Below are 22848 nucleotides of genomic sequence, written 5' to 3'. Positions count from 1 at the left end.
GGTATCTTGAAAAATGAGTATCTATTGTACAAACCGAGAGACTTAAATGAAGCTAAGAGAATGGTTGAAGAGTCGATAGACATTTACAATAGACGGCGGCCACATCTATCATTGAGGTACATCGGGCGAATTAACTGAAAAAGGTGTCAACCTATATCAGGACTAGTCATATTCAACTTGGTTCGCTGGCTCGCTTGCCAAACTATTCACATAATTGACCGTGCTCATCTAACACTTTAATTCGCTTGAGCTGCTGTATTAGAGTTGCCATATTGAATGGCTTTATGACAAATCCATCAACTTTTTTCAGCAATATTTCCTGTACCCGCTCTTTGCTATTTTCGCAAGTTACCATTAGCACAGGTACTTTTGCCAATTGAGGCGTATCCCTAATGGTTTTTAACAATGTTAATCCGTCGACATGTGGCATATTAAGATCTGAGACAACCAGCTGATATCTGCGTCTACCCAACAACGTCAGCGCTTGTTTTCCATCGATTGCTTCGTCAATATCATCAAAGCCTAGCTTTCTAAGCATATTAATCATCACATGACGCATAGACGTCATGTCATCAACCACCAAAATTCTCATCTTATATCCCTATCAGCACGCTTGGATTAAGTGTCGAACTTCAAAATTAGACAATTTTTAGCCACTTGTCTAACCCCTTTACAGTAACATCCAAATCCAGTGCGACGACCAATATTTTTACTCAGCAGGACGCCTCAACTATGATAAAATTTAACGATACAATTCATCAGTCTAAAGGGAAGGAAAATGCGCTGTGAAGAGACAGATCTCATTGAAGTAGCATGTATGAAGCGCTTTATACTCAATGTCACCACACCCAGTAAAATGTATCAGGGTATGGCGAAAGACATCGTGTACAATAGCCAGCAAACACAATGCCTACTTATAGAGCAGGACGGACAAGAGGTCCTTATTGAGATGGACTCAATATTAACGCTCACATCCTTAACCCAAAACCCTTTTTTTAAATCGATTAACTTTAAAACTGAAAATTAATCAGGCTGTAGTGACAAAGACATGAATACACTGAGCGGGTTGTCCCTGTATAAACCAAATCGCTCACACCTTTCAAACCCAAGTGATTCATATAACTTAATTGACTCTTCTTGTTTCACCCCAGTTTCCAGACGGATCAGGGGGATTTGAGCATCGCCAGCATAGTGTAAAAGGATCTGCATAATACGTTTTGACAAGCCTTTACCACGAAAGCTTGGTTTAACATACAAACGCTTTATTTCACCATATAAAGTTTTATCAAACTGTTTGACAATGGCACCACATGCCACAATCTCTGATTCATTTTTCAAACCCACCGCTCGAACATTAGGCTGGTTTAACTCCGCAAGTGCCAGCGACTGATCGCTCGCGATTGGATAAAGGGTATTCATTAAGCGATCTATTTCTGAAAATAAATCTTGTACGTTAGGATCATCAGACGTTAGCTCTACTAGCTGCATAGGGTCCCTTTTACATTGTTATTTTGTCGCTCGCAAACTTTGCGAATACACCATTATTGGCTGCATACATTATTATCACAACAAGTCATGAGTCGAGCTCTGTGGTATTCCAGCCCCGATAAAATTAAAGGCCGTCGCTCATGTAAACAATTCAGTGTAATCTAATTTGACGCAAGTATAACGGAAAATAGTTTAAATGTTATTAAAATGCGATTTATCGCGGGAAATGGGTACAAAACAACTCAAAACGTCCAAAAAGTCGCCTTAGTTAGATAGGCAGATTTTGGCTATGTTTAGTCAACTGAATAGGCTGCATTGCTCTGGCATATTTTAACCCTGCTTGCACAAAGGCATTTCTATCCTGCTCACTGTGGTAATGATAAGCCCACAACCTGTTAAGCTGTGAGTGAGAGTACTCTCGTATTAAATCTTCTATCCCGCTATGACTGGGATTACCTTTTACAGCACAATCATGCAATATGACTTCGCCGTCAGAACTGACATGCGTTAATAACTCTGGAATAGGGCGAGTGTCCCCTGAATAGAATACAATGCTAGGTATATGCAGTGCAAAAGCAGAGTTTGGCGCGTGGTGGCGAACAGGGTAGGTCCAGAGCTTAACCCCCAGATGCCAAAAAGATTCAGACACCGGGTGTAAAACAAAGGTATGCCATACGTCGACTTTGGCTTCTGCTAACTTTGTGTATCTGAGCATCGCACACAGCTGCTGCACTAAAAATACTGGCACATATAGTCTGACTTTGTGCTCAGAAATGGCTGCCTTAAAATATAATTGCTCTAAACCACCAATATGGTCGTAATGTAAGTGAGTGATAAAAACAGCGCTTGGCAAGCTATCTGGAAATGCCTTTTCATATCGACATAATGTATCGTGGCCACAGTCTATTAGCAGCCAAGGCACTGAGCGACATTGCAACACACAAGCAGAATTCCCCAGCTCTGCTGAGCTTGCGTCACCCACTCCTAAAAATAATGCAGTATCTGGAAAACTCTGTGTATCAAAGGGCTGTGCTAAGGGCGGTGAAACGGGCATATCTTGCAACATTCTCAACCTCTTTTGTCTGCAGCTCTTACCCAAAGCTACTCGCACATATTGACAATGTCATGACATCAAATTGGCGAATTTGTTAAATTAAAAACTAAAAAGTGGTCAAAAATACAATTTAGTCATTACTTTATAAATAAAAAGCATTAAAAATCATGTGGTTAAAATTATTGAATTTCTGGCCCTATCTTTGCTCTCTATACTGCACAATTTACAATTAAAAGACTCATCAGATGAAAAGAATCATTACTCCTATCGTGGCCGGTTTGCTACTCAGCGGTTGTGTTGTGCATGTTAGCGGCAATGCGCATGACGATTTAGTACAGCAAACCCAAACGCTTTCACTCCCTGCTCATAAATTAAGCCGCATAGCCATTGATAACAATGCAGGAAATATTGTAGTTAAGGGCGTTAAAAGCGCGACATCCATTTCATTAACAGCCAATATTTTCACTACATCTGATAGAAGCTACACGTTATCTTTGGATAAACAGGGTGATGCTGCAAAACTGATTGCCAAACATGACGCTAAGGTAAAAGTGTTTTGGTATACAGAGCACAGCCCAAAAATCGACATCGAAGTCACTGTACCTGAACATTTCCTCGTCAATGTACAAGATGACTCGGGCCATATCTCGATTTCTAATGTTGAGGCTGTGACAATCGATGATAACTCAGGTCACATTGAGTTAACCAAAATCCGAGGCCAAATTGAGATTGATGATGACTCAGGCAGTATTTCAATTTCGAACGCACTTGGTAACATCCGAATTGAAGACCAATCAGGCGACATTGCCATCGATTCAGGAAAGTCCGTAGAAATTGAGGATGACTCAGGCGATATCACTCTTCACAATATTCTTGGCGCAATACAATTAAAAGATGGCTCCGGTAAAATTGAAATACGTGGTGGCAAGTCTGTAGAAATTGAAGATAATTCAGGTGATATCACGCTTAGTGATGTTGTGGGTGCCATTACGGTAAACGATGGCTCAGGTGAAATTGAGATCAACGGTGGCTTATCGGTTGACCTAAATGATGACTCTGGTGATATTCGAGTAGCCAATATTGCAGGAGATGTAAACATCATTGATGGATCAGGTGATATTTCAGTAGCCCGAACACAGGGCCAAGTTGTTATTGAAGACGACTCAGGCGATATCGAAGTACGCGATGCTCACCAATTGGATATTAAAGAAGATGGTGCTGGTGAAGTAAAAATTTCCAATGTAAAGCAAGTGCACAATATCAATAGCAATGGGTGAGCCAATACCTATCTAGACAGCTGTGCTAGCTGTATGCTCGTATAAGAAGCATACAGCTCACTGACAATATAAAAAATTCTTATATCGAAACAACAGTCCAATAAATTGATATGAGTGCTTATGCAAAAGGTGCCAAAAGCATGCAAAAAATGCATATCAATTACGCGTTGTTAATAATAATTACCTATATCCCCACTCTTCAAGTTCTCATAATATAGCTCTTTTGCTTTTTAGTCCTATGGGATCACGGTGTTTAAGCTTCTTATATCTACGTGTTTATTTTCTCTTTCAATTGCCAGCTTTGATACACAATCATCGGAGCACTTTGAGCAATATAAGTCTCAAGCAGAAGCCAAAGGCAGGAAAGATAGACATGCATTGCTTGAACAGGCGTATACATTACTTGCAGATCCCAATTTAACAGCAGAACAGCGCACCTATGTACTGCACCGCAGCGCACTTCACTTTGTCAGAACCAATCAATTTTCAAAAGCAGCAGCCCGCCTCGAAGAGTTTTCGGCTCATTTGGCGCAATTTCCCAATACCGTTTTTCTTGGGAAATACCACTGGGTAGCAGGGGACCTAGCCGTCCTTGTGGGAAATAGTAAGGACGCTAAGTATCACTTTGAACAAGCGATATCTCAGTTTTCCCAAACCAAAGACGTGCGCATGCAAAGCCATACTCATCGAATGCTCGCCAATGTTTTATCTGAGCAACGAGATTATTTCCAAGCCTTATCTCACGTGTTTCAGGCAAAAGATAAAGCCAACCGTATTAATAACGTACATTTATTTAGCGCCGCCCTAAGCACAGAGGCGCGTATATATCGTGACTTTAATCAATTCGACAAAGCACTGGATGTATTAAATCAACAACTAGAGTTTCAAACAGGGCAACCTAATGTCAGTTTGACACACATTTCATCAACCTATTACAGCCTCGCACGTATCTACGAAAAGCTATTTGATCACCCAGCAGCAATCGACGCATTAAATAAAGCCTACGATATCGACACCAAACTTGATGACAAAAACTATATGGGTGTCGCAAAACTGCACATTGCAGAGCAATACATTGCCCTCAAAGATCTGGCCGCTGCCCGCAAAGCTATCAATGAAGCAAGCACGCTTTTCGAACAAGTTGAAAATGCCAAGAACATAGCTAAGACAAATGCCATAAAGGGCCAAATTGCACTGGCTGATAACAACTATACCAAGGCAATAAAATTGATAACACAGTCGCTTGCACAATTAAATGAGCAAGACAACGTGAGCGTATTCAAAAGATATCAAGTATATCTAGGTCAAGCATTGGCACATGTTCGGCCCAAAGAAGCTATCGAGTTGCTGCTAAAGCTACACGATACGACTAACAATGAAGTTAACTTGCAAATACTGCAGAGCCTTGCTGTTGCGCATAAGTATCTGGGCGAGTTTGAACAAGCGTTGTCTTATCAAGAACGTGCTTTCACAATGAAAACACAGATTGATAAAATCGCCATTTCCACTCGCTTGGAAGCCAAAAAACTCAACAGCGAAATAGGTCTAAAGCGACTTGAAGTCAACGAGTTGCAAGCAGGGCTTGCCAAACAACAAGAAGATACAAAAACACGTACAGTTGTTCTTGCTGCCGCAATTATTGTATTGATTAACTTTATATTGCTGTTTTACCTGTATCACTTGAAACGTCGTCGAGTAATGGAAAAAGAAGCTGAGTTACTGAGTCAAAGTTTAAGCCTCAAGCAACAGCTACTTGCTGATGTATCCCATGAATTGCGCACACCTTTAACAGTTTTAAAGCTGAATATTGAAGCGCTGGAATACAACCTAACCGAAGACCCAAAAACCACCTATCAGGTGTTACAACGTAGGTTAGATATGCTCAATACGCTGATTGCAGATATTTACGAATTAGCCCAAGCAGATACCAATAACTTACGCCTTGAGTTTGAAACTTGCCAAGCACGTTCACTGTTCGATGACCTTGCCGTTGCCATAGCGCCTATTTTAGACAACTCTGATATCAATGTCGTATATGTCAACCAGTTACCTGACTCCTTACACATTGACTGTGACACGAGTCGATTAAATCAAGTTTTCAATAACCTAGCGAGAAACAGCGTACACTATACAGACCAGCCTGGAGAGATTAAAATCAGTGTTTTCCAGCAGCAGCAAACTGTGGTTTGTCACTTCGAAGACAGTGCACCGGGCGTAAGCACAGAAGCACTTGGCAAGCTGTTTGATCGCTTATATCGCTGTGACAAGTCTCGCAGTCGAGACCTAGGAGGTTCTGGTCTTGGTTTGTCCATCTGTGAAAAAATCATCGAATTACACCAAGGCAGCATTGAAGCCAAACACAGTGAGTTGGGTGGCATCATCATTCAATTTACCTTACCTATAAAAGCATAACTCGCTCACAGGCCGCCAAACTAATTTTTATCATCTCTATTGCCTGTAATTCAGGCCCGCAGAACGACGTTGACTGCTTGTCAACGTTAGGCACGGCTAATCAATTTGTCATTTAACGTCTATATTTTGAATATGCTTTGATTTGACCGGCACCAACCAATCATTTTTTTTGATTGGTCTGATTAATTCAATCAAATATACAAATCACCAATCCGACGACATAATAGCTCCATCAACTTTCGAGGAGAATATAAAATGCTAAATAACATTGAAGGCCAAAACGTTCCAACTGTCACTTTTCCTGTTCGTGTAGGTGAAGAGTTTCAGCAAATTACATCAGATGAATTATTCAAAGGCAAAACTGTTATTGTCTTTTCACTACCTGGTGCGTTCACGCCAACATGTTCTTCAACCCACTTGCCTAGATATAATGAACTGGCAAATGTATTTAAACAAAATGGCGTAGACGACATTGTATGTATGTCAGTAAACGACACTTTTGTAATGAATGCTTGGGCAAAAGACCAAGAAGCTGACAATGTCACTCTTATTCCTGATGGCAATGGTGAGTTTACAGATGGTATGGGCATGCTAGTCGATAAAAGCGACCTTGGCTTCGGTAAGCGTAGCTGGAGATACTCTATGCTTGTTAAAGATGGCGTAATCGAAAAAATGTTCATCGAACCTGATTTGCCGGGCGACCCATTTGAAGTATCTGATGCAGACACCATGCTTGAATATATTAACCCAGAACAAAAAAAACCTGAGCCAGTTTCAATTATCACAAAGCCAGGTTGTCCATTCTGTGCTAAAGCAAAAGTATTGCTCAGTGAAAAGGGTTTAGCGTACGAAGAGCTAGTGCTTGGTCAACAGGCGAGCTTAACCAGCCTAAAAGCTTTGTCCGGTCGTGAAACTGTGCCTCAAGTATTTATTGGCGGAGCACATATTGGCGGCTCAGATGACTTAACAGCCTATTTTGAAAATAACTAACAACCAGCACTGTAAAGGGGCATGACAGCCCCTGAATACTACTTTTCCAATCTTTAGTGAGGTAATAATGAAACAGCTTGAAACAGATGTCGTTGTGATTGGTGCAGGTACAGCAGGCCTTAGTGCTTATCGGAATGCTAAGCAATTTACACCCAATGTGCTGATGATTGAATCAGGTAAGTATGGGACAACTTGCGCACGTGTTGGCTGTATGCCAAGTAAACTGTTAATAGCTGCAGCGGAAGCTGCCCACAACATAGAACAAGCCCCGCAATTTGGTGTAATGAGCGAGCCTGCCAAAATTGACGGCCGAGCCGTGATGGCACGAGTACGTAGTGAAAGAGATAGATTTGTTGGCTTTGTTGTGGACGCAGTCGAAGAGTTACCCGCTGAAGATCGGATTATTGGGCATGCCAAATTCTTAGATGATCAGCGTGTTCAAATTGACGACCACACAGTGATCACTGCAAAACGCTTTGTTGTTGCTACAGGCTCCCGACCCAATATCCCGAAGCCTTTTTTAGCTTTTGGCGACCGACTTATCATTAATGATGACGTTTTTGATTGGCAGGACTTACCTGAGTCAGTCGCAGTATTTGGACCCGGTGTTATAGGCTTAGAACTCGGCCAAGCACTTCATAGACTAGGCGTAAAAGTGAAGCTATTTGGAGTTGGTGGAAATATAGGCCCGCTTACTGATCCCGTGATCCGAGACTATGCAAACACAGTGTTTGCAGAAGAGTTCTACGTAGATACTGATGCTAAAGTATCGGATATGAAAGTAGTCAATAACAAAGCACAACTCACTTATATAGATAGACAAGGCCAAGCGCAAACGGAGCAATTTGACTATGTGCTAGCGGCAACGGGTAGAGTACCCAATGTAGATTTACTAGGCCTTGAAAATACATCTTTAGAACTAGAAGACCATGGCGTGCCCCTAGCAGATCCGCATACCATGCAATGTGGAAGTAGCCATATATTCATCGCCGGAGATGCAAGCGATCAAATCCCACTGTTACACGAAGCAGCCGATCAAGGTACGATTGCAGGTGTTAACGCTGGGCGTTATCCAGATATACGTAACGGTTTAAGACGTACACCAATTGCGGCTGTATTTAGTGACCCACAAATAGGAATGGTAGGTGATAACTATGCACAACTTACTGCTAATTACGGCGAGTGTGGATGTTACGAAATAGGTGAAGTCAGCTTTGAAAACCAAGGCCGAAGCCGCGTTATGTTGAAAAATAAAGGCCATATGCGGGTCTATGCAGAGCAGGGGACCGGCCTATTTTTAGGTGCCGAGTTTGTTGGACCTGCGGCAGAGCACATCGCCCATTTACTTGCGTGGGCTATTCAGAACAAGATGACCGTACCACAGATGCTCGATATGCCATATTATCACCCAGTGATCGAAGAGGGAGTCCGAACAGCATTGCGTAACGTCAATGCAAAATTGAAATTTGGCCCAGACATAATTAAACACTGTTTAGAGTGTGGTCCGGGTGCATAGACACATATAGTTGTAACAGCAGAGTGAGTGAAAACTCACTCTGCTTTGCTGTAGAAGTATTCTGGATCGAAAATTTCTGGCTGGCGGCGCTTAATGGTTTTAAGTGCGTCATTCATTTTATCTACAACATGTTGATCTACCGCTTTGTTACACGCAAACCCTAAATAAGACGAGCTCAAAGGCATCACTATTCGATAGTGTTTTGGATTAATGCCAGCTCGCTTAAATTGGTATCTCGCAATGACGTCTCCATAAGCAATGAGATCTATGCGTTTTAATTTTAGCATTTGCACCAACTCGAACCCCGACGCCAAAAACACTAAACTTTCCTTATCAATACCAGCTTGGCGTAACAATTGGTGACCAATATCATTTTTCACTACGCCTATTTTTAAATTGCCAATATTTTTTAAGTTTGAGAGCTTATAGCTAGTCTCTTTATGACCAATGATTGCAACATGATTGTCCATTGTCGGACCAATAAACTGAAATAGCTTGGCACGCTCTTCTGTATACGTCATAGAAAATATGCAGGCATTGCGATTTGACAGAGTCATTTGGTATGCCCTCGGCCAAGGTAATAACATCACTTCATTGTCGTCAAATTTCCATCCTAAATCTTGGTAAATAAGCTTGAGCGCCTTAATTGAGATCCCCTCAACTTGACCATTCACATGGTAGTTGAATGGAGGATAATCTTCTGTAAACCAAACAAGTTTCGGCTCTTTAGCCAATGCGCCGTGCGCCAACATCACTACAAATAAAGTAAAAGCGAATCTAAACATCATATGGTTTCCTAATTCTACTTTAAGTGTAGATGCTAACGCTCAGTTTGTAAGGCTAGAGTAATTTGATTATTCCCCTCATGGAACAATATGGTTGGTCTATCGATGCGTGTTGGCTGTGTAATTGCGATGTACTTTTCTTAACAAGTTTTTGTATGATTGCGATTTAATGACGCTGCTTACCCGCTAAAAAAAACTCTACTTTTCCACAGCGCTTACATGCAAACATATCAAGTTGCTCTTAGTTGATGAAGAACTCTGCAAGATTGCCTAACAAGCCCCAACTCATACTCTAATATTTAAAACCTAACCCTGACAAATGGACTCTAGAGAATATAGCAAAAAGAGATTAATCACTAATACTTTCAAACATTTGGCTTTACCTGTATTGACTACTCAAAGCTTAATCCTAGATTGACGTACACAGATAAAAAAAGCAGCTTACGCTGCTTATATAATATTAAACTTCAATTATGCTTTCTTAATCGCTTTTTTCAGCTTTTTGATTTTTGCTTCATGCTTAGCAATTTTTTTAATACGCTGCTGCACTTCTTTCTTTAGCTTTTTAACTTCAACTTTTTTCGCCATTATTATCTCCTTTAAGTGTTTTTTGATTAACTTTGTGTTTGCTCACAAACCTTTTAATGAACTTTCTTATTTCACGAGATGAGCTCGTTTCAAGCTCATTACAAAGCGCGACAAACTCATCTCGCTGGGCTTTGTTTATTCGCACAAGTAACTGCGCATCTTTATTTTTTGCCATACCCGAACCTTTTTTGTATATACAAACGTATATACAAATCCAAATAGTGTCAATGAATATATTGGATAAAAAACACCCAACCTGCGCCATGTCCTAATATGACCTAATCTTGTCGAAAACACGTATCTACGCCTGATTTCAAAACCTTTATATTTTTAGGAGTTCCAATAATCAACACAGGTAAAAACCATGACAAAAGCACTTATTATTATTGATACTCAAGACTCGTTTTATGAAACAGACTACTGGCAAGACAAAGACTTTGACGCATTTAAAAACAACCTAACGTGTTTAATCAACCACTTCACCGCTACAGAGCAACCAATTGTCAAAGTCCTGCACAGCAGAGAAGATGCGATAGGTAGCCCGTTCAACCCAAGCTCTGGGCTTGTAAAACCAATGGATTTTCTACCACAACAATTTTCTAAGGTTTTTTATAAATCGGTTCACAACGCTTTTACAGACACAGGGCTTGAAAATTGGCTGAGACGCAATCAGATTGATACGCTCGTCATTACTGGGATCAGAACTGAGCAATGTTGTGAGACCACAACCAGAGTAGCATTTGATTTAGGGTTCAAAGTGGAATTTGTCACTGATGCAACACTGACATTTGACATGATCTGTCCTACAACTGATATTCAGTACTCCTCTTCTGATATACAGGCAAAGACAAACTTAGTGCTAGCCAATCGATTTGCATCGATCCGCAAACACAGTGACTATTAACTGTTTTCTTGTACAAAACAAGTAAATTCCATGCTTGTTTTTATCACATATTTCTTATCACGCCGATACGCTTTATGATACGGCGTGACTTTAAGCAATGGTGAACAACCGTGAATATCTATTTTGTTTTCGTAGCAGACACACTCCCTCTCGATTTTGCTGGGCCCTTGCAAGCATTTCTAGAAGCTCGGCGATTAGGTGTATCCTTTGATATAAAATATGTCAGCGCTTCAGACCAACTGGTGTGTGATGGCGGATTGCAACTACAAAACTTAGCACCTCTACCGGAACAACTAGAAGCTGACGACATTATAGTCATTCCGGGTTGCCACCATGCTTTTGAGGCATACTCTACAGAATCGTCACTTCAAACCATACAATGGTTGAAAAATACAATAACTCATCAGGCAATTTTAACAATATGCTCCGGCGCAGTGCTTGTAGCCAAGGCTGGGTTATTATCGCATCGAACTTATACCACTCACTTTCACCTCATAGATAAAATGCGCCAAGCATTCCCTGAATGTGTCGCACTCGAAAACCGCATTTTTGTTGAAGACAGTAATATTATCAGCAGTGCGGGGATCAGTTCAGGTATTGATATGGCTATCTATTTTATTTCGACTCGATTCGGTGAGCATATTGGCGCACAGGTAGCACAGGAAATGCTTGTGTACTTTCGTCGCACAGGCCAAGACCCACAATTGAGTAGTTGGCTGCAATATCGTAACCATATGCACCGAAGCATCCACAAAGTCCAAGATGCCATTTGCAGCAACGTAGACAGACATTACTCTCTTGAACAACTTGCTACGATTGCCAGCCTATCTCAACGACAATTAAGCCGCTTATTCTCACTCCATTTAGGGATCACACCACGAGAGTACTTACTGCACATCAAAGTCGGGCATGCGAAACAACTATTAAAGCACAGCAATCAAAGTATTGAAGTTGTTGCACAACATTGCGGCTACTCAAGTGGCAGGCAGTTTAGACGTGCGTTTACGCAGGTTACACACCTTAGCCCACAGCAATTTCGTCAACAACATGCTTGTTGAGCTGCCTTCAAGTTTGTGAGTAAAACACAACCAAGCAATGACGAGTGGACCATAAATAGGATTTATATTATCTTTATGAGCGTCTAGACTCAAAGAAACTGTAACCTACGGAGTGTGTATGAGTGATTTATTACTCTATATCCAATTACGTTTAGAACCTGGCTGCATGGGGCCACAAGGTAAAGACCATATTGAAGCTTTTTGTCAAAAAGAAAACGCAGGCCCGTGGCAAAACCAGTTTGCGACTGTCAGTGTAGTGCCTAGGTATGATAAAACCTTACCCGAATGGGAATATAGAGTAAAAAACAAACTGTTAAGTGCAGAGCAAGCATCCAAGTTTATCTCCATGCATGCTACTACTAAATCTGAGCTGGAAGATAACATCGAATCGTATATGGCTGAAGAAATAGATGCGTATATGGATGGAAAGTTATAGTACCCAGTAGCCTCTCGAATTCCGCTAGAAGGGGTGTATTACACAAGGCTCAGGGTTACTATCTTACATTATTTTTTCCAACATATTTGGTATACATGTTAAATACTTCAGCATCCATGCGCACACTGAGCACTTCTAAACAGGTTATATTTTTATCCACCGCAATGTACAGGCTCGCTAGCAGTAGTGTGGCGGTAAATAACTGATTTTGCCAACCATTAAGCAACCATTGCTGTGCCCATACTAAGGTAAACTCACTTGATAACGGATATAAATAATAAATAGGCCACTGAAAGCCGTCAGGTCCCTTTGACCCCATCACATCACACAATATGTGTAGGTGAAAACAAATAAATGATAGTGCCCAAACCACATGCTTTTGTACGCTCGCAAGCCATGCACATATCGAAGCCAAAACAATACTTGTAGCCAAGTTATGCGTTACAACATGATGTAATTGACCATACCAATTAGAGGTACCGGTGAGCAGATCAACCGCAAGCCCTAAACCATCCACATCGGCTACAACCCCAGAAACAGTAACTAAAGTACGCTCTCTTCGGTATTTCAGTAATGTTGTAGAAATGGTCCAACTTAGTAAGAAATGTGTCCCTGGTGCCACGCTGCGCTCTCAAATTTAAATGCTACATGTGCTCAGCTAGAGGAATGCAGCAAAGGTCACTGATATTTTCCTCAGTAACCTTACTCACTCAAATTGAATGCTCGCTTAACAACTTTAATAGTCAAAGAAAACCGCGTTTCAACACTTTGCGTTACATGCAAATACGCCCTAACGCGATTAAATTCGAGCTTTAATAAGATTCTTGTAGGCTACCACGTAATCAGTGTAAACCCCCTGTACAGCCTCGCTTAGAATCCATATTTTTCATAAAAATTGTTACTTCAGCTACAACAAAACCAAACTTTTTGATATATGAACGGTTCATCAAACTGCAATTGTCAAAGGCCCACATCCAGTCATCAAAGACAACTCGATATGTCGTGTCATCAACTGGTAAGTCCATTTCGTATTGCCATCTTAAAGCATTTCCATAAATAGTGCCCATCGCGGTAGTCGCGATATCAGGTGCACTTCCTATATAGCCATTGCCACTTTTACTAATAGTCCAAACTCGGTGTTTGACTCCGTCCCCATATCCATAGTTAAACCTCTCATCTAGTACCAAACGGCCATCACCATCAACAGAGCCGTTTATATCGACTTTAAATCGCTGCACCAATTCGCCGTTACGATTTTGCACTATGCCCCACGCATGGACTCGACCATCAAAAAAATTGTACACATCTATTTTGGGGGTCATACTTTGATATTCATCACTTTGTACTGCACTTTGACACCCAGACAACAACAGTACCGAAATTAGTAAAAAGACCTTATTCATGATTTCCCTCCAATCAGTTTTGCACGCATGGCAGGCTCAGATGTTTTTTCTCCCAGCCAAATATCAAAAAACCACTTAGTAAAATTCTGATCTTTTATTTCACCCAATAGTTTGTTGTTATCGTAAAACAGTGTAGAGCCGTCCTCCCTCCTTACGCCAAAGAGTGAGTAATTATCTGAGACATTGGGAAATATTTGCTCCATTTGGCCTAGCCACTGTTGTCCAAGTTGTTTGTTATCAAACCCTTGTTTTTCCATCTCTTGTAATGACCTTTTGGCAATCTCATGGCCATTTAAGTCTCGTAAATAGGTGAGCTTCAATACAAATGGTTGCTGGCTGTCAAACCGCCCGGTAGCGGAGTAAAGTCGAATATCATAAATGTCCCAAAACAAATAAGTCATTCGTGCAGTTTTACCAACTTGCTTCATATTCTTAGTTAAATTTAACGCATCCACTTCATTGCTGTTAGCAATACCGCACACAAGTAGTAACAAAGCCATTAGGCCATATCTAAACTGTTTCATTTTTAATCCATCATTGTTGTTCAACAGTTTGTACGTTTGTGGCGAGCAGATTGTTCACAAAACCCTTTTTATAGTGAACGCGCTTGATCTCAAATTGGGATCAGGTTTTTACTAATTGCGGGAAAGGTGCATACCGTATAAGCGTGTGATCAAGTGGGGTTGCTCAAACTATAAAATTGGCAAAACTGGGTGACAAACCACTGTAACTTTGGGTCACATTGACGCGTTTTATGCCAGTATAATTTGACTCGGTAATTTGGGATCTCTACTGGTGGTTTATGAATCGTCAAACCACTCGCTTTGGCCACATGTTCTGCGTATTTCGCAGGTAGCGTCAATAGCCAATCAGTGTCAGCTAATAGCGAAGGGGTATTTAACATATGCGGCGTAGCGAGTACCACTTTGCGAGACTTTTTGGACTGTGCCAATGTGTGATCCACAATGCCTCGAGTTTCGTTCCAAGGAGCAATTAAGACATGAGGCTTAGACATGAATGTTGCCAAAGGAAGCTTCTGAGGCAAAGACTGTGAGGCGCAACTTAACGTCACGTACTCCCCCTCAAACCACTTCAACTGAGCAAGGCTTTCAGATGTCTCTTGTTGATGCTCAAAACCACATACAATATCTAGCTTTTGTTCTTTGAGCGCTTGAACTGGAATACGCTCTTCGAGTTGGATGATCTGTATCGACAGGTGACGAAACTGATTGAGTAAGTTGCGCAAAAATGGTTTTAGGCACCAAGCAGTATAATCTGTCGCTGCGAGCGTTATGCGCTCGACTAAGTGTGGTTCAAAAGGCTTTGCGTCTTGTAGCCCTAGAGTGATGGCTTCAAATGCAGGCATAACATCTGCTGCCAATCTATTGGCATACTCTGTCGCAAGCATTTTATTGTTTTCTCGAACAAATAAATCGTCTTTTAGGCGTGCCCTGAGTCGGGTCAATGCATGGCTACACGCTGACTGACTCATGTGCAAAATATTTGCGGTTTCTGTAACCGAGCCTGTTTCATACAGTACAACAAACAGCTTCAACAAGTTTAAATCTATATTTGGTATATTACTCATGCATTTAATACATACATCAAGTGCAAACTATGCACTTTATTCATGTGTAACTTAACAGTACACTTCTGTATATCTAAGTCAAACAGGAATTACCAAAGATGAGCCTAACTATTCGCCCCGCTCAGATCCAAGACGCAGCAACCATCTTGCACTTTATCAATGAGCTAGCTATCTACGAAAAAGAACCGGATGCTGTCAAAAACACTGTTCAAGACATTGAAAAAAAGCTGTTTGGTGATGATGTCCGAGCACATGCTGTAATTTGTGAACAAGGCGATGAAGCGATTGGTTTCGCGGTTTACTTCTTCAATTATTCAACCTGGTTAGGTAAATATGGCCTCTACCTTGAAGATTTGTACGTCGCCCAAGATAAACGTGGTGCAGGTGCCGGAAAAGCGCTTATGAAACACTTAGCTCAACTGGCTGTGCAAAAAGAGTGTGGCCGCTTCGAATGGGTTGTACTTGACTGGAATAAGCCAGCCATCGACTTTTATCAAAGCATTGGCGCAGAGCCACAAGATGAATGGATCATTTACCGCTTAACCGGTCAAGCGTTAAAAGACTTTGCTGAGCAACCGTAAGCACCTATTAGTCAATATATTTATTTTGCATTGCTTTGAGCTCCGGTGGCAAAGCAATGCCTTCACGCTCAGCAATCGTGAACATGGCTCGCTGAATAAAACCGCCATAAATATTCCCGGCATTATCGGTGATCTGCCAATCTTCAATGTCGTCTATCTGGCAAACATAATTGTGTGCCATCTTACCGGTATGGGTGATCGGTGGTGTTACCAAAAATACGCTGACCTCATCACCTTTGATCCCCTCAACATGTGCACCTAAGTGCTCAACAACGCCTCCATCGCTTTCAAAGCCCAATTTTACAAACGCGTCATTGGGATATCTTAAAAATAATGCTCTAAATTCGTCTAACGACGCTTTTGCCAGCGCAATAGCCTCTAGTACAAGGGGATCATTTGGATCGGTCTCGAGTGGCGGAAAGTCCTGAGACTCTGAACTGTATCGATTATGTAACCAAAAACCTGCGAGTATAATGACAATTATTAAACCCCAGTACATATTTTCTCCTAGCCACCTCATGTCCATATATTAAGTGCGAATTTTTAACACAAACTAAGACAAATCATAGACCAATAACACCTAACTTGGATTAAATTTGCAGCAAATAGGGGGGGGGAGGGTGGTGATGATTAAGCGAAATAACTCACTACGTTTTGCTATCAAAAACACATTACACCCGGTTCAAACGGGTACAGAACGAAAAGACCTGAATGTATAGAAACAATTGGTCAACATCCCATATGTAAACAAATGCAAAAAACAGAATTTTCACAGTCATTTACAATAAAAATATTTATTATATTAAAAACGCCTTAGGCTGTTCTTTTTTGTTCTCGTTTAGCTTGCTTTCGGCGCATACTATTGCCAAGTAAATCTTCTCTGCTCACCAAAAATCCACAAATACTACTTACTACAATGTAAATACCATACATGGACCCTATGTAAACCCAATCATTTTCACTGGTCAAAAGTGATAGATTAGTACCATCATTCACAAACATCACATTAATAATAGAAAATACAAAAACAGCGCGATAGTACAATGCGTGCCCTAAATGGCTGGCAAAAGCAGCTACAAGCAAGGAAAATAAGGCTAAATAGAAACCAATAACCGAATTGGCACCAGGTTGATAACTTGGGTAGAGGGCAATTATCGAAATCAATACCGAGATCCATCCCGATAGGTGATAAATCATTTTCAGTTCCTTTGAATTAAAATGTTATTTTTTGTAAACCAAGGTATTTGGCGATTATGGTAGATGTAATGCAAATTCGCAACTCCTTTGAGGTGACATACATGTTGGTTAATTCATTAAAATTTCTGATACACGACTTTTTAATGCAGGAATTGCATTTATCTCAAACCATGGGTTTTGCTTTAACCAATATAAATTACGTGGACTCGGATGCGGTATCGGCATTTGCTCAGGCATGTAACTCGCCCACTCTCTAACTGTGTCTGTTACATTGGTAAAGCCTTCTAAATGGTATGCTTGCGCATACTGTCCAATCACTATCGAAAACTCAATATTGTGAAACTCAGCGAGTAATCTTTTTCGCCATGTTATTGCACAGATTTTAGGTGGAGCTTTATCTCCAGATTTGCCTTTCCCCGGATAGCAGAACGCCATCGGGACAATAGCAAACACGGACGGATCATAAAATTGCAGCTCGCTTACGCCCAGCCATGCCCGCAGCTTTTTACCACTGGCATCATTAAACGGCTTTCCAGTTTTATGGACACTCATACTTGGGGCTTGGCCTGCAATGAGTATTTTTGCTCTCGCATTTCCCTGCACGACAGGCGAGGGATCATGTTCAAACTGTTCAGTGCACAAGCGGCATTGCGCTATTTCGTTTAATAAGCTCATAAAAATATCTTGTGATGCTACGGGTCTAGACTCAATTCAATCGTCAGTAAAAATAGACCGATAGAACCAAATAAAAATTCACCGAATTAAAAAACTTTTTTAAATACAAAGCTTCCGCTGCCAATATAGAATAAATTAGTTTTCAAAACAAAGACTGTATTACCAATAAATTAATTTCACTTCTTTTTTGTAGCCAAAGTTTTAACAGTTTTCTTTCGAACCTAGATAGTTGTACATTAGACGCATTTAGCAATGATAACTACTGTCATTTACAACACTATTCGTAGATAATCATCGATCTGATAAAAAACTTTAGGAACATTATGTCACAAGCCGATAATGCTTTGACTTTTCAGTACAGGCTGAGTGTTTTGTCCCGATTTTGCGCTGCAATTTTGGGCGGTTACTTTTTTACTGCTTACAGTATTTCTTTGTTAAGTCTGCTACTTCCCACAAGCAAAGTAGATGCCGTTTTGTACAGCGTATGCTTGAGCATCTTAATTTACAGCTGTGTATTCATCGCCGTATTTTCCGTCCGCTCACTCATACATATCTGGACTGCACTTGTTGTTAGCATAGGTACTATAGCATTGCTCATCGGCTATATTCAGGGGGGATCATGAAAGATAGTTTTTTCCGATCAATGACTTGGCTACATACATGGGTTGGCCTTTTGATGTGCTGGTTGTTATTTTTAATATTTTTTGCTGGCACAATTAGTTTTTTCCGCCATGAAATTAGCCTGTGGAATCAACCAGCTGTGCACAGCATCGAAAATACAAATGTGCAGCAAAGTGCTTTGATCGATGCAGGGCTAGAATATTTACAAACAACAGCTCCTGATGCCAACCGTTGGTGGATTGGTCTGCCTTCTCCGAGACAGCCTGAGGTGCAAGTTTCACATAGACATAGTCAACCAGATGGTCAGCGTGACAAATGGATCGATGAACGACTAGACCCCAATACGCTCAATCAAGTCGATGGCCTCGTCGATACCCGAGGTGGTAACTTTTTTTACCGACTACACTTTGATTTACATTACATGGATCGTAAATTGGCACGCTGGCTAGTATGCCTTGCTTCCTTATTCATGTTAATTGCGCTTATTTCAGGCATTGTCATTCACAAGCGTATCTTTAAAGATATGTTCCAGTTTAGGCCTCAAAAAGGCGTCAGGGCATGGCTAGATGCACACAACTTGTCTTCTGTTCTTGCGCTTCCCTTTCATCTCATGATCACCTATACGGGACTAGTGACATTAATTTTCATGCTCTTTCCCGACCCCGCAAACACCTTATATGAAGATGGTGTTAAAGGGTTCAGAGCCGATTTTTACCCTGAGCGTCAGCGCGCAGAAGCGACTGAGCAACAGTTATCCACTCCAGCCTTTAACAGTGCTTTCGCGCATTTTCATCTTAATTGGCCAGAGCAAAAAATTAAACGTGTCATCGTTGACCATCCAAGTAATATGGGTGCAACTATCAAAATATATGGCGACAACGGAACTCTGATCCGCGATGAACATCCATACTGGCAATATTCTGGTATAACCGGAGAGCTGCTAAAAACGGCTCGACTAGACCCCAGTAGTGGGGAGCTTTTATACGGAGGTATGATTGCTGTCCATAGCGGGAGGCTAGCTCACCCTGGCTTGCGTTGGCTTTATTTTATCTGTGGTATCGCAGGCTGCATTATGATTGCGTCAGGCTGTATTATGTGGGCAAAACGCATCAGAGAACGTCTAAAACCAGATCAATCTCCCAGCTTTGGTCTAAAGCTTGTCGAAGCTCTAAATCTTGGTACCATCATGGGACTTCCCTTAGCCACTGCAGGTTTCTTTTATGCAAATAGACTCTTGCCATCAGGCATTTCAGATCGTGCGGAAAAAGAAATACTGGTCTTCTTTATCGTGTGGCTAGCATCTGCAATTGTTGCGGGGATCCGAAGAAATAAACTTGCCTGGCAAGGCTTCGCATATCTTAATGCCGTAACTTGGCTACTACTGCCTATTTGTAATGCCCTCACCACTGATGGAAATTTAATGACGTACATCGTGGAGGATAAATGGATCCTAGCGAGCTTTGATCTAGCATTTTTGGCTACCGCTGCAGCTTTTGCTCTACAAGGTAAAAAGCTCTCATCTAAATCATCTAAAGCAAGTGCAGTGAAGGTAAAGCCAGTTCAAAAGCGTACTTTAAATAGGGAGCAAAAAGCATGATTTATGGCTTGGCGACACTATTATGTTTCGGTGCGTTTTACGCATTTGCAATGGCCAAAACCCCTCATTACAAAAGCGTATTTGGCTCTAGGCCAAGCCAAAAACAAACTCAACAGTTTAAGTTTGCTGCCTGGATCATTATTTTACTAAGTTTTCTGGTCAATTTAACCCAAGCTATTGGGTACGGTAGCTTAATGTTTTGTGGACAAATGGCGCTTTCAGTTTTGCTTATTGCGCTGTGTGTTACGTACAAACCACTTTGGCTGAGATCACTTTTATACGTACTTCCTACTACAACGGGTACTTTGGCAATTCTCATTGCTGTTCTGTAACCTATTTCAGCGGCTGCGCATGGAGCTGACAGCCGCAGAGATCACTATTTTACTAGCCCACCCGCCAATTAGAGATAAAATACCACTTGCGCTCGACTCCAATTGCCTTTTAAGTTAGTAAAAAACTGATCTGGCATAATAAACAAGTCCACTAAGCTAGTAAAATTCTGATCTCTAAGCAGTATTCACCTCCTTGCTGTTAGTAAAAATGTGATCTGTGGCTGTTCTCTTGGTAAAAACATGATCTCTCTTCGACAATTGCTCACTGTATGTTGGTAAAAATATGATCTCGATATGCGTCTAATCGAATCTAGTTCGCTGAAATGCATAACTTTTATAGCTACAGGTAAGAATTTTGATTAAATAACGACCATGAGTTAGTAAAAAGTTGATCTATGAGATATCAGCTCACTTTTTTACTAAGTATTGCTCTATAAGTTAGTTAAAATCTGATCTCATCGAGCTCAACTTAGTAAAAAATTGATCTCTTCAATATGATCCATACATTATAGAGGTGCGAACAACGTTATTAGAGGGCGATAATAACGCTTGATAGTAACGTGATAACAAAATTTACAGTAATCAAATTCAGTGCGTAAAATAATGATCTGAGCTGAGTATACTCAAAGAGGTGTCATAGCTACAATTAATGTAAATACGACACCTTTCCTGCGGTCAGTCCTCGTTTTTAGACCAATCCAACTGCATATCCCACTTAAATTGCTTGTCTTCTCGCAGAGGAGCCTGTGAATCATCCACTTGCTCGAGTACATTTTTCGCTTTCACCATGGTTGCATCACGGCCAAATAGAAAGCTCTGCTCTTTGACTATTGTTAGATATGCTTTATTTAATGCCAATGCTCGCTCCTTTGAGGGAGTGATAAGTTCGTATAAGTTAACTGCTTTTTGCACTTTTTCTTTATCAACTTTACCACCTGTAAACCACTTTTTGAGCATTTCTTGGTTTTGTCGGAATTCATCACCTCCTCCTACGCGAGACATATAAGTGAGAAACTCACCTTGCTCTTCGCCAATGTTGGGAACATCTTGTTGTGTTTTTAAGTTGATGTAACCCCACCCAGCAGCTCCTTCAACTTTACGTGCAAATGAAAATGTTTGGTCATAAGTTGAACCAACAGTCTTATGGCATCCATTGCAAAAAGCCAACTCCTGAGCATGTTGAGGACGCAGCTCACCTTGGCTGTCTTCAATATACCCATTGATCGTCCAGCCAAACGTATTGTTCACGCCCTTGTCACCCAAATATAGCGTGATAGGTAACTTTTCAAACTCTTTTTCTTTTGCTTCTCGATAATATGAGGCAGCAATCTCTTGATTCGTTTTAAAGTTATGCTTTTTCATATAGCGCAACTCTTTTAACCTCGGCGCATTATAAATATTACCTTGTTTATCTACCCCTAAGTACCGAACCGTATGCAACAATTCCGTGCCTTCGGGATAGAGCATGTGCGCCAATGGCGCGTCTGCATCTCCAACATAGTGAGCTTGTTTTTTTATTAGAACTATCTCTGTCAACTGCCCATCATTATTAAGGTCTTGTCCAATATGCTGTTCTGAAATAGCAGGGACAGAGATCTCATTAAGACCTTTTAGTGCCAGCTCGGTTAAGCTTAGGTTTGCCAAGTATACATCTTTGTTATATTGGCCTTTTAAGGTTTGAAAATTACGAGGTAGCCGTATCATTACGTCGCCAGTAGACCCATTTGTAGGCCAAAATGTACTGGGAAAAGGCTTATAGTTAAACGCAACCCAACCGCTGCCGTCACGCGCAAAGCCAAGCTCATCAAATGCTTTTTCTGGAAATGCCAAATTTTCAAGAGGTGTAATTTCACCGCGCCAATCACTACGCTTAGCCATTTTTTCGATAAATGGCGTATAGTTGTCTTGTTCAATCCAGTTAGTAATTTCTTGATCTGAGATAGTTTTGATAAGGTCTGAACGATCGATAAATAAGTTTTTCCAGTGGTTTGTTAAACCCAGATCTGAAAATTCGTAATCTCCTTGCAGATCACCATCATTCATGACATTTGGGCGCTGTTTTTGTCCGTGATATGACTGATGACAGGCGTAACACGGGTTATTTACACCCTCTGTTTTGGTATAGCACTGCGGTGGGATCACAGATTCCGGATTGTATACTTCATCGTGATCAATATACGCCATCGCCGGAATATCATCACCCGGCTGGTATGGAGCACCTTGGCTCGCTAACACATCTTCTGTTGGTAAAATTTTGCTCTGCTCAGGTGCGTCAGTACACCCAGCTAATAAAACTAAGGTTGCCAGTGTTGAAATAAGTAATGGGTATTGCATTTGTATGACTTC

The 22848-nt window shown here is 41.0% G+C and carries 25 protein-coding genes; 12 read left to right on the top strand and 13 right to left on the bottom strand.

All coding sequences use genetic code 11. From position 1 onward, the window contains the following. The coding region (locus QNM18_RS17195) for an integrase core domain-containing protein (RefSeq protein ID WP_284137922.1) at nucleotides 1–138 on the top strand (138 nt) is incomplete at its 5' end. 64 nt (nucleotides 139–202) lie between these two features. On the opposite strand, the gene QNM18_RS17190 is transcribed toward QNM18_RS17195, so the two are convergent. After that, complete coding sequence (locus QNM18_RS17190) at nucleotides 203–592, bottom strand: response regulator (RefSeq protein ID WP_211011730.1); 390 nt, start codon at nucleotides 590–592, stop codon at nucleotides 203–205. 186 nt (nucleotides 593–778) lie between these two features. Here QNM18_RS17190 and QNM18_RS17185 point away from each other — a divergent pair, with 186 nt between their 5' ends. Then, nucleotides 779–1027 carry a Rho-binding antiterminator gene (locus tag QNM18_RS17185; protein ID WP_284137919.1) on the top strand — a complete coding sequence of 83 codons (249 nt, stop codon included), beginning with the start codon at nucleotides 779–781 and terminating at the stop codon, nucleotides 1025–1027. Here QNM18_RS17185 and QNM18_RS17180 read toward each other — a convergent pair. Next, nucleotides 1024–1488: a GNAT family N-acetyltransferase gene (locus QNM18_RS17180; RefSeq protein ID WP_211011732.1), complete on the bottom strand. Its 465-nt coding sequence runs from the start codon at nucleotides 1486–1488 to the stop codon at nucleotides 1024–1026. The genes QNM18_RS17185 and QNM18_RS17180 overlap by 4 nt on opposite strands. 268 nt (nucleotides 1489–1756) lie before the next feature. Next, the gene (locus QNM18_RS17175; protein WP_284137918.1) at nucleotides 1757–2554 is read right to left on the bottom strand and encodes an MBL fold metallo-hydrolase; all 798 of its coding nucleotides are present in this window, start codon (nucleotides 2552–2554) and stop codon (nucleotides 1757–1759) included. A 233-nt stretch (nucleotides 2555–2787) separates the two neighbouring features. Here QNM18_RS17175 and QNM18_RS17170 point away from each other — a divergent pair, with 233 nt between their 5' ends. The 4 genes from QNM18_RS17170 (at nucleotide 2788) to QNM18_RS17155 (ending at nucleotide 8737) form a co-directional block, all read left to right on the top strand. After that, entirely contained in the window at nucleotides 2788–3819 is a 1032-nt protein-coding gene (locus tag QNM18_RS17170; RefSeq protein ID WP_284137917.1) for a DUF4097 family beta strand repeat-containing protein, read from the top strand. 249 nt (nucleotides 3820–4068) lie between these two features. Continuing rightward, on the top strand, nucleotides 4069–6231 hold the full coding sequence (locus tag QNM18_RS17165) for an ATP-binding protein (RefSeq protein WP_284137916.1): 2163 nt from the start codon (nucleotides 4069–4071) through the stop codon (nucleotides 6229–6231). A gap of 255 nt (nucleotides 6232–6486) precedes the next feature. Next, complete coding sequence (locus QNM18_RS17160) at nucleotides 6487–7221, top strand: glutathione peroxidase (protein ID WP_284137915.1); 735 nt, start codon at nucleotides 6487–6489, stop codon at nucleotides 7219–7221. A gap of 67 nt (nucleotides 7222–7288) precedes the next feature. After that, nucleotides 7289–8737 carry a dihydrolipoyl dehydrogenase gene (locus tag QNM18_RS17155; protein WP_284137914.1) on the top strand — a complete coding sequence of 483 codons (1449 nt, stop codon included), beginning with the start codon at nucleotides 7289–7291 and terminating at the stop codon, nucleotides 8735–8737. 35 nt (nucleotides 8738–8772) lie between these two features. Here the strand turns inward: QNM18_RS17155 and QNM18_RS17150 are convergent, their stop codons facing one another. Both QNM18_RS17150 and QNM18_RS17145 read right to left on the bottom strand, forming a co-directional pair. Next, nucleotides 8773–9525, bottom strand: a complete 753-nt coding sequence (locus QNM18_RS17150; protein ID WP_247687432.1) for a substrate-binding periplasmic protein — start codon at nucleotides 9523–9525, stop codon at nucleotides 8773–8775. Nucleotides 9526–10093: 568 nt separating this feature from the next. Beyond that, on the bottom strand, nucleotides 10094–10285 hold the full coding sequence (locus QNM18_RS17145; protein ID WP_284137913.1) for a hypothetical protein: 192 nt from the start codon (nucleotides 10283–10285) through the stop codon (nucleotides 10094–10096). A gap of 189 nt (nucleotides 10286–10474) precedes the next feature. Here QNM18_RS17145 and QNM18_RS17140 point away from each other — a divergent pair, with 189 nt between their 5' ends. The 3 genes from QNM18_RS17140 to QNM18_RS17130 all read left to right on the top strand — a co-directional run bounded on the left by QNM18_RS17140 (nucleotide 10475) and on the right by QNM18_RS17130 (nucleotide 12508). Beyond that, the gene (locus QNM18_RS17140) at nucleotides 10475–11014 is read left to right on the top strand and encodes an isochorismatase family protein (RefSeq protein WP_211011739.1); all 540 of its coding nucleotides are present in this window, start codon (nucleotides 10475–10477) and stop codon (nucleotides 11012–11014) included. Nucleotides 11015–11124: 110 nt separating this feature from the next. Further along, complete coding sequence (locus QNM18_RS17135) at nucleotides 11125–12072, top strand: GlxA family transcriptional regulator (protein WP_211011740.1); 948 nt, start codon at nucleotides 11125–11127, stop codon at nucleotides 12070–12072. 118 nt (nucleotides 12073–12190) lie between these two features. Beyond that, the gene (locus QNM18_RS17130; protein ID WP_284137912.1) at nucleotides 12191–12508 is read left to right on the top strand and encodes a hypothetical protein; all 318 of its coding nucleotides are present in this window, start codon (nucleotides 12191–12193) and stop codon (nucleotides 12506–12508) included. Between the two features lie 58 nt (nucleotides 12509–12566). On the opposite strand, the gene QNM18_RS17125 is transcribed toward QNM18_RS17130, so the two are convergent. From QNM18_RS17125 to QNM18_RS17110, 4 genes are all read right to left on the bottom strand, one after another. Continuing rightward, nucleotides 12567–13130, bottom strand: coding sequence for a metal-dependent hydrolase (locus QNM18_RS17125; RefSeq protein WP_284137911.1), 564 nt, complete (start codon nucleotides 13128–13130; stop codon nucleotides 12567–12569). A gap of 220 nt (nucleotides 13131–13350) precedes the next feature. Beyond that, on the bottom strand, nucleotides 13351–13911 hold the full coding sequence (locus QNM18_RS17120; RefSeq protein WP_284137910.1) for a DUF3833 domain-containing protein: 561 nt from the start codon (nucleotides 13909–13911) through the stop codon (nucleotides 13351–13353). Beyond that, entirely contained in the window at nucleotides 13908–14435 is a 528-nt protein-coding gene (locus QNM18_RS17115) for a chalcone isomerase family protein (protein ID WP_211011744.1), read from the bottom strand. The genes QNM18_RS17120 and QNM18_RS17115 overlap by 4 nt, the downstream gene beginning before the upstream one ends. Before the next feature lie 149 nt (nucleotides 14436–14584). After that, the gene (locus tag QNM18_RS17110; protein WP_284137909.1) at nucleotides 14585–15499 is read right to left on the bottom strand and encodes a LysR family transcriptional regulator; all 915 of its coding nucleotides are present in this window, start codon (nucleotides 15497–15499) and stop codon (nucleotides 14585–14587) included. 98 nt (nucleotides 15500–15597) lie between these two features. Between QNM18_RS17110 and QNM18_RS17105 the strand changes: the two genes are divergently transcribed. Continuing rightward, complete coding sequence (locus tag QNM18_RS17105; protein WP_284137908.1) at nucleotides 15598–16080, top strand: GNAT family N-acetyltransferase; 483 nt, start codon at nucleotides 15598–15600, stop codon at nucleotides 16078–16080. A gap of 7 nt (nucleotides 16081–16087) precedes the next feature. On the opposite strand, the gene QNM18_RS17100 is transcribed toward QNM18_RS17105, so the two are convergent. From QNM18_RS17100 to QNM18_RS17090, 3 genes are all read right to left on the bottom strand, one after another. Beyond that, nucleotides 16088–16579 carry a DUF2314 domain-containing protein gene (locus QNM18_RS17100; RefSeq protein ID WP_211011747.1) on the bottom strand — a complete coding sequence of 164 codons (492 nt, stop codon included), beginning with the start codon at nucleotides 16577–16579 and terminating at the stop codon, nucleotides 16088–16090. Between the two features lie 314 nt (nucleotides 16580–16893). After that, entirely contained in the window at nucleotides 16894–17277 is a 384-nt protein-coding gene (locus QNM18_RS17095; RefSeq protein ID WP_211011748.1) for a hypothetical protein, read from the bottom strand. Nucleotides 17278–17385: 108 nt separating this feature from the next. After that, nucleotides 17386–17952, bottom strand: coding sequence for a uracil-DNA glycosylase family protein (locus QNM18_RS17090; RefSeq protein ID WP_211011749.1), 567 nt, complete (start codon nucleotides 17950–17952; stop codon nucleotides 17386–17388). A 619-nt stretch (nucleotides 17953–18571) separates the two neighbouring features. Here QNM18_RS17090 and QNM18_RS17085 point away from each other — a divergent pair. Next, the gene (locus QNM18_RS17085) at nucleotides 18572–20170 is read left to right on the top strand and encodes a PepSY-associated TM helix domain-containing protein (protein WP_284137907.1); all 1599 of its coding nucleotides are present in this window, start codon (nucleotides 18572–18574) and stop codon (nucleotides 20168–20170) included. Further along, entirely contained in the window at nucleotides 20167–20502 is a 336-nt protein-coding gene (locus QNM18_RS17080) for a DUF3325 domain-containing protein (protein WP_284137906.1), read from the top strand. Before QNM18_RS17085 ends, QNM18_RS17080 begins: the two co-directional genes overlap by 4 nt. 675 nt (nucleotides 20503–21177) lie before the next feature. Here the strand turns inward: QNM18_RS17080 and QNM18_RS17075 are convergent. Further along, entirely contained in the window at nucleotides 21178–22836 is a 1659-nt protein-coding gene (locus QNM18_RS17075) for a hypothetical protein (protein WP_417714825.1), read from the bottom strand. Between the last annotated feature and the right edge of the window lie 12 nt (nucleotides 22837–22848).

Source organism: Pseudoalteromonas obscura, from assembly GCF_030135505.1.
GTDB classification, from domain to species: Bacteria; Pseudomonadota; Gammaproteobacteria; order Enterobacterales; family Alteromonadaceae; genus Pseudoalteromonas; species Pseudoalteromonas obscura.
This window is presented reverse-complemented; position numbering and strand designations above follow the sequence as displayed.

Excerpts from the sequence above, each read along its gene's own strand:
- QNM18_RS17115 (WP_211011744.1), bottom strand. The coding sequence starts at position 14,435 with ATGAAACAGTTTAGATATGGCCTAATGGCTTTGTTACTACTTGTGTGC.
- QNM18_RS17120 (WP_284137910.1), bottom strand. The coding sequence starts at position 13,911 with ATGAATAAGGTCTTTTTACTAATTTCGGTACTGTTGTTGTCTGGGTGT.
- QNM18_RS17180 (WP_211011732.1), bottom strand. The coding sequence starts at position 1,488 with ATGCAGCTAGTAGAGCTAACGTCTGATGATCCTAACGTACAAGATTTA.
- QNM18_RS17170 (WP_284137917.1), top strand. The coding sequence starts at position 2,788 with ATGAAAAGAATCATTACTCCTATCGTGGCCGGTTTGCTACTCAGCGGT.
- QNM18_RS17140 (WP_211011739.1), top strand. The coding sequence starts at position 10,475 with ATGACAAAAGCACTTATTATTATTGATACTCAAGACTCGTTTTATGAA.
- QNM18_RS17160 (WP_284137915.1), top strand. The coding sequence starts at position 6,487 with ATGCTAAATAACATTGAAGGCCAAAACGTTCCAACTGTCACTTTTCCT.
- QNM18_RS17150 (WP_247687432.1), bottom strand. The coding sequence starts at position 9,525 with ATGATGTTTAGATTCGCTTTTACTTTATTTGTAGTGATGTTGGCGCAC.
- QNM18_RS17095 (WP_211011748.1), bottom strand. The coding sequence starts at position 17,277 with ATGATTTATCACCTATCGGGATGGATCTCGGTATTGATTTCGATAATT.
- QNM18_RS17090 (WP_211011749.1), bottom strand. The coding sequence starts at position 17,952 with ATGAGCTTATTAAACGAAATAGCGCAATGCCGCTTGTGCACTGAACAG.
- QNM18_RS17130 (WP_284137912.1), top strand. The coding sequence starts at position 12,191 with ATGAGTGATTTATTACTCTATATCCAATTACGTTTAGAACCTGGCTGC.
- QNM18_RS17185 (WP_284137919.1), top strand. The coding sequence starts at position 779 with ATGCGCTGTGAAGAGACAGATCTCATTGAAGTAGCATGTATGAAGCGC.
- QNM18_RS17080 (WP_284137906.1), top strand. The coding sequence starts at position 20,167 with ATGATTTATGGCTTGGCGACACTATTATGTTTCGGTGCGTTTTACGCA.
- QNM18_RS17075 (WP_417714825.1), bottom strand. The coding sequence starts at position 22,836 with ATGCAATACCCATTACTTATTTCAACACTGGCAACCTTAGTTTTATTA.
- QNM18_RS17110 (WP_284137909.1), bottom strand. The coding sequence starts at position 15,499 with ATGAGTAATATACCAAATATAGATTTAAACTTGTTGAAGCTGTTTGTT.
- QNM18_RS17175 (WP_284137918.1), bottom strand. The coding sequence starts at position 2,554 with ATGTTGCAAGATATGCCCGTTTCACCGCCCTTAGCACAGCCCTTTGAT.
- QNM18_RS17085 (WP_284137907.1), top strand. The coding sequence starts at position 18,572 with ATGAAAGATAGTTTTTTCCGATCAATGACTTGGCTACATACATGGGTT.
- QNM18_RS17155 (WP_284137914.1), top strand. The coding sequence starts at position 7,289 with ATGAAACAGCTTGAAACAGATGTCGTTGTGATTGGTGCAGGTACAGCA.
- QNM18_RS17105 (WP_284137908.1), top strand. The coding sequence starts at position 15,598 with ATGAGCCTAACTATTCGCCCCGCTCAGATCCAAGACGCAGCAACCATC.
- QNM18_RS17145 (WP_284137913.1), bottom strand. The coding sequence starts at position 10,285 with ATGGCAAAAAATAAAGATGCGCAGTTACTTGTGCGAATAAACAAAGCC.
- QNM18_RS17100 (WP_211011747.1), bottom strand. The coding sequence starts at position 16,579 with ATGTACTGGGGTTTAATAATTGTCATTATACTCGCAGGTTTTTGGTTA.
- QNM18_RS17190 (WP_211011730.1), bottom strand. The coding sequence starts at position 592 with ATGAGAATTTTGGTGGTTGATGACATGACGTCTATGCGTCATGTGATG.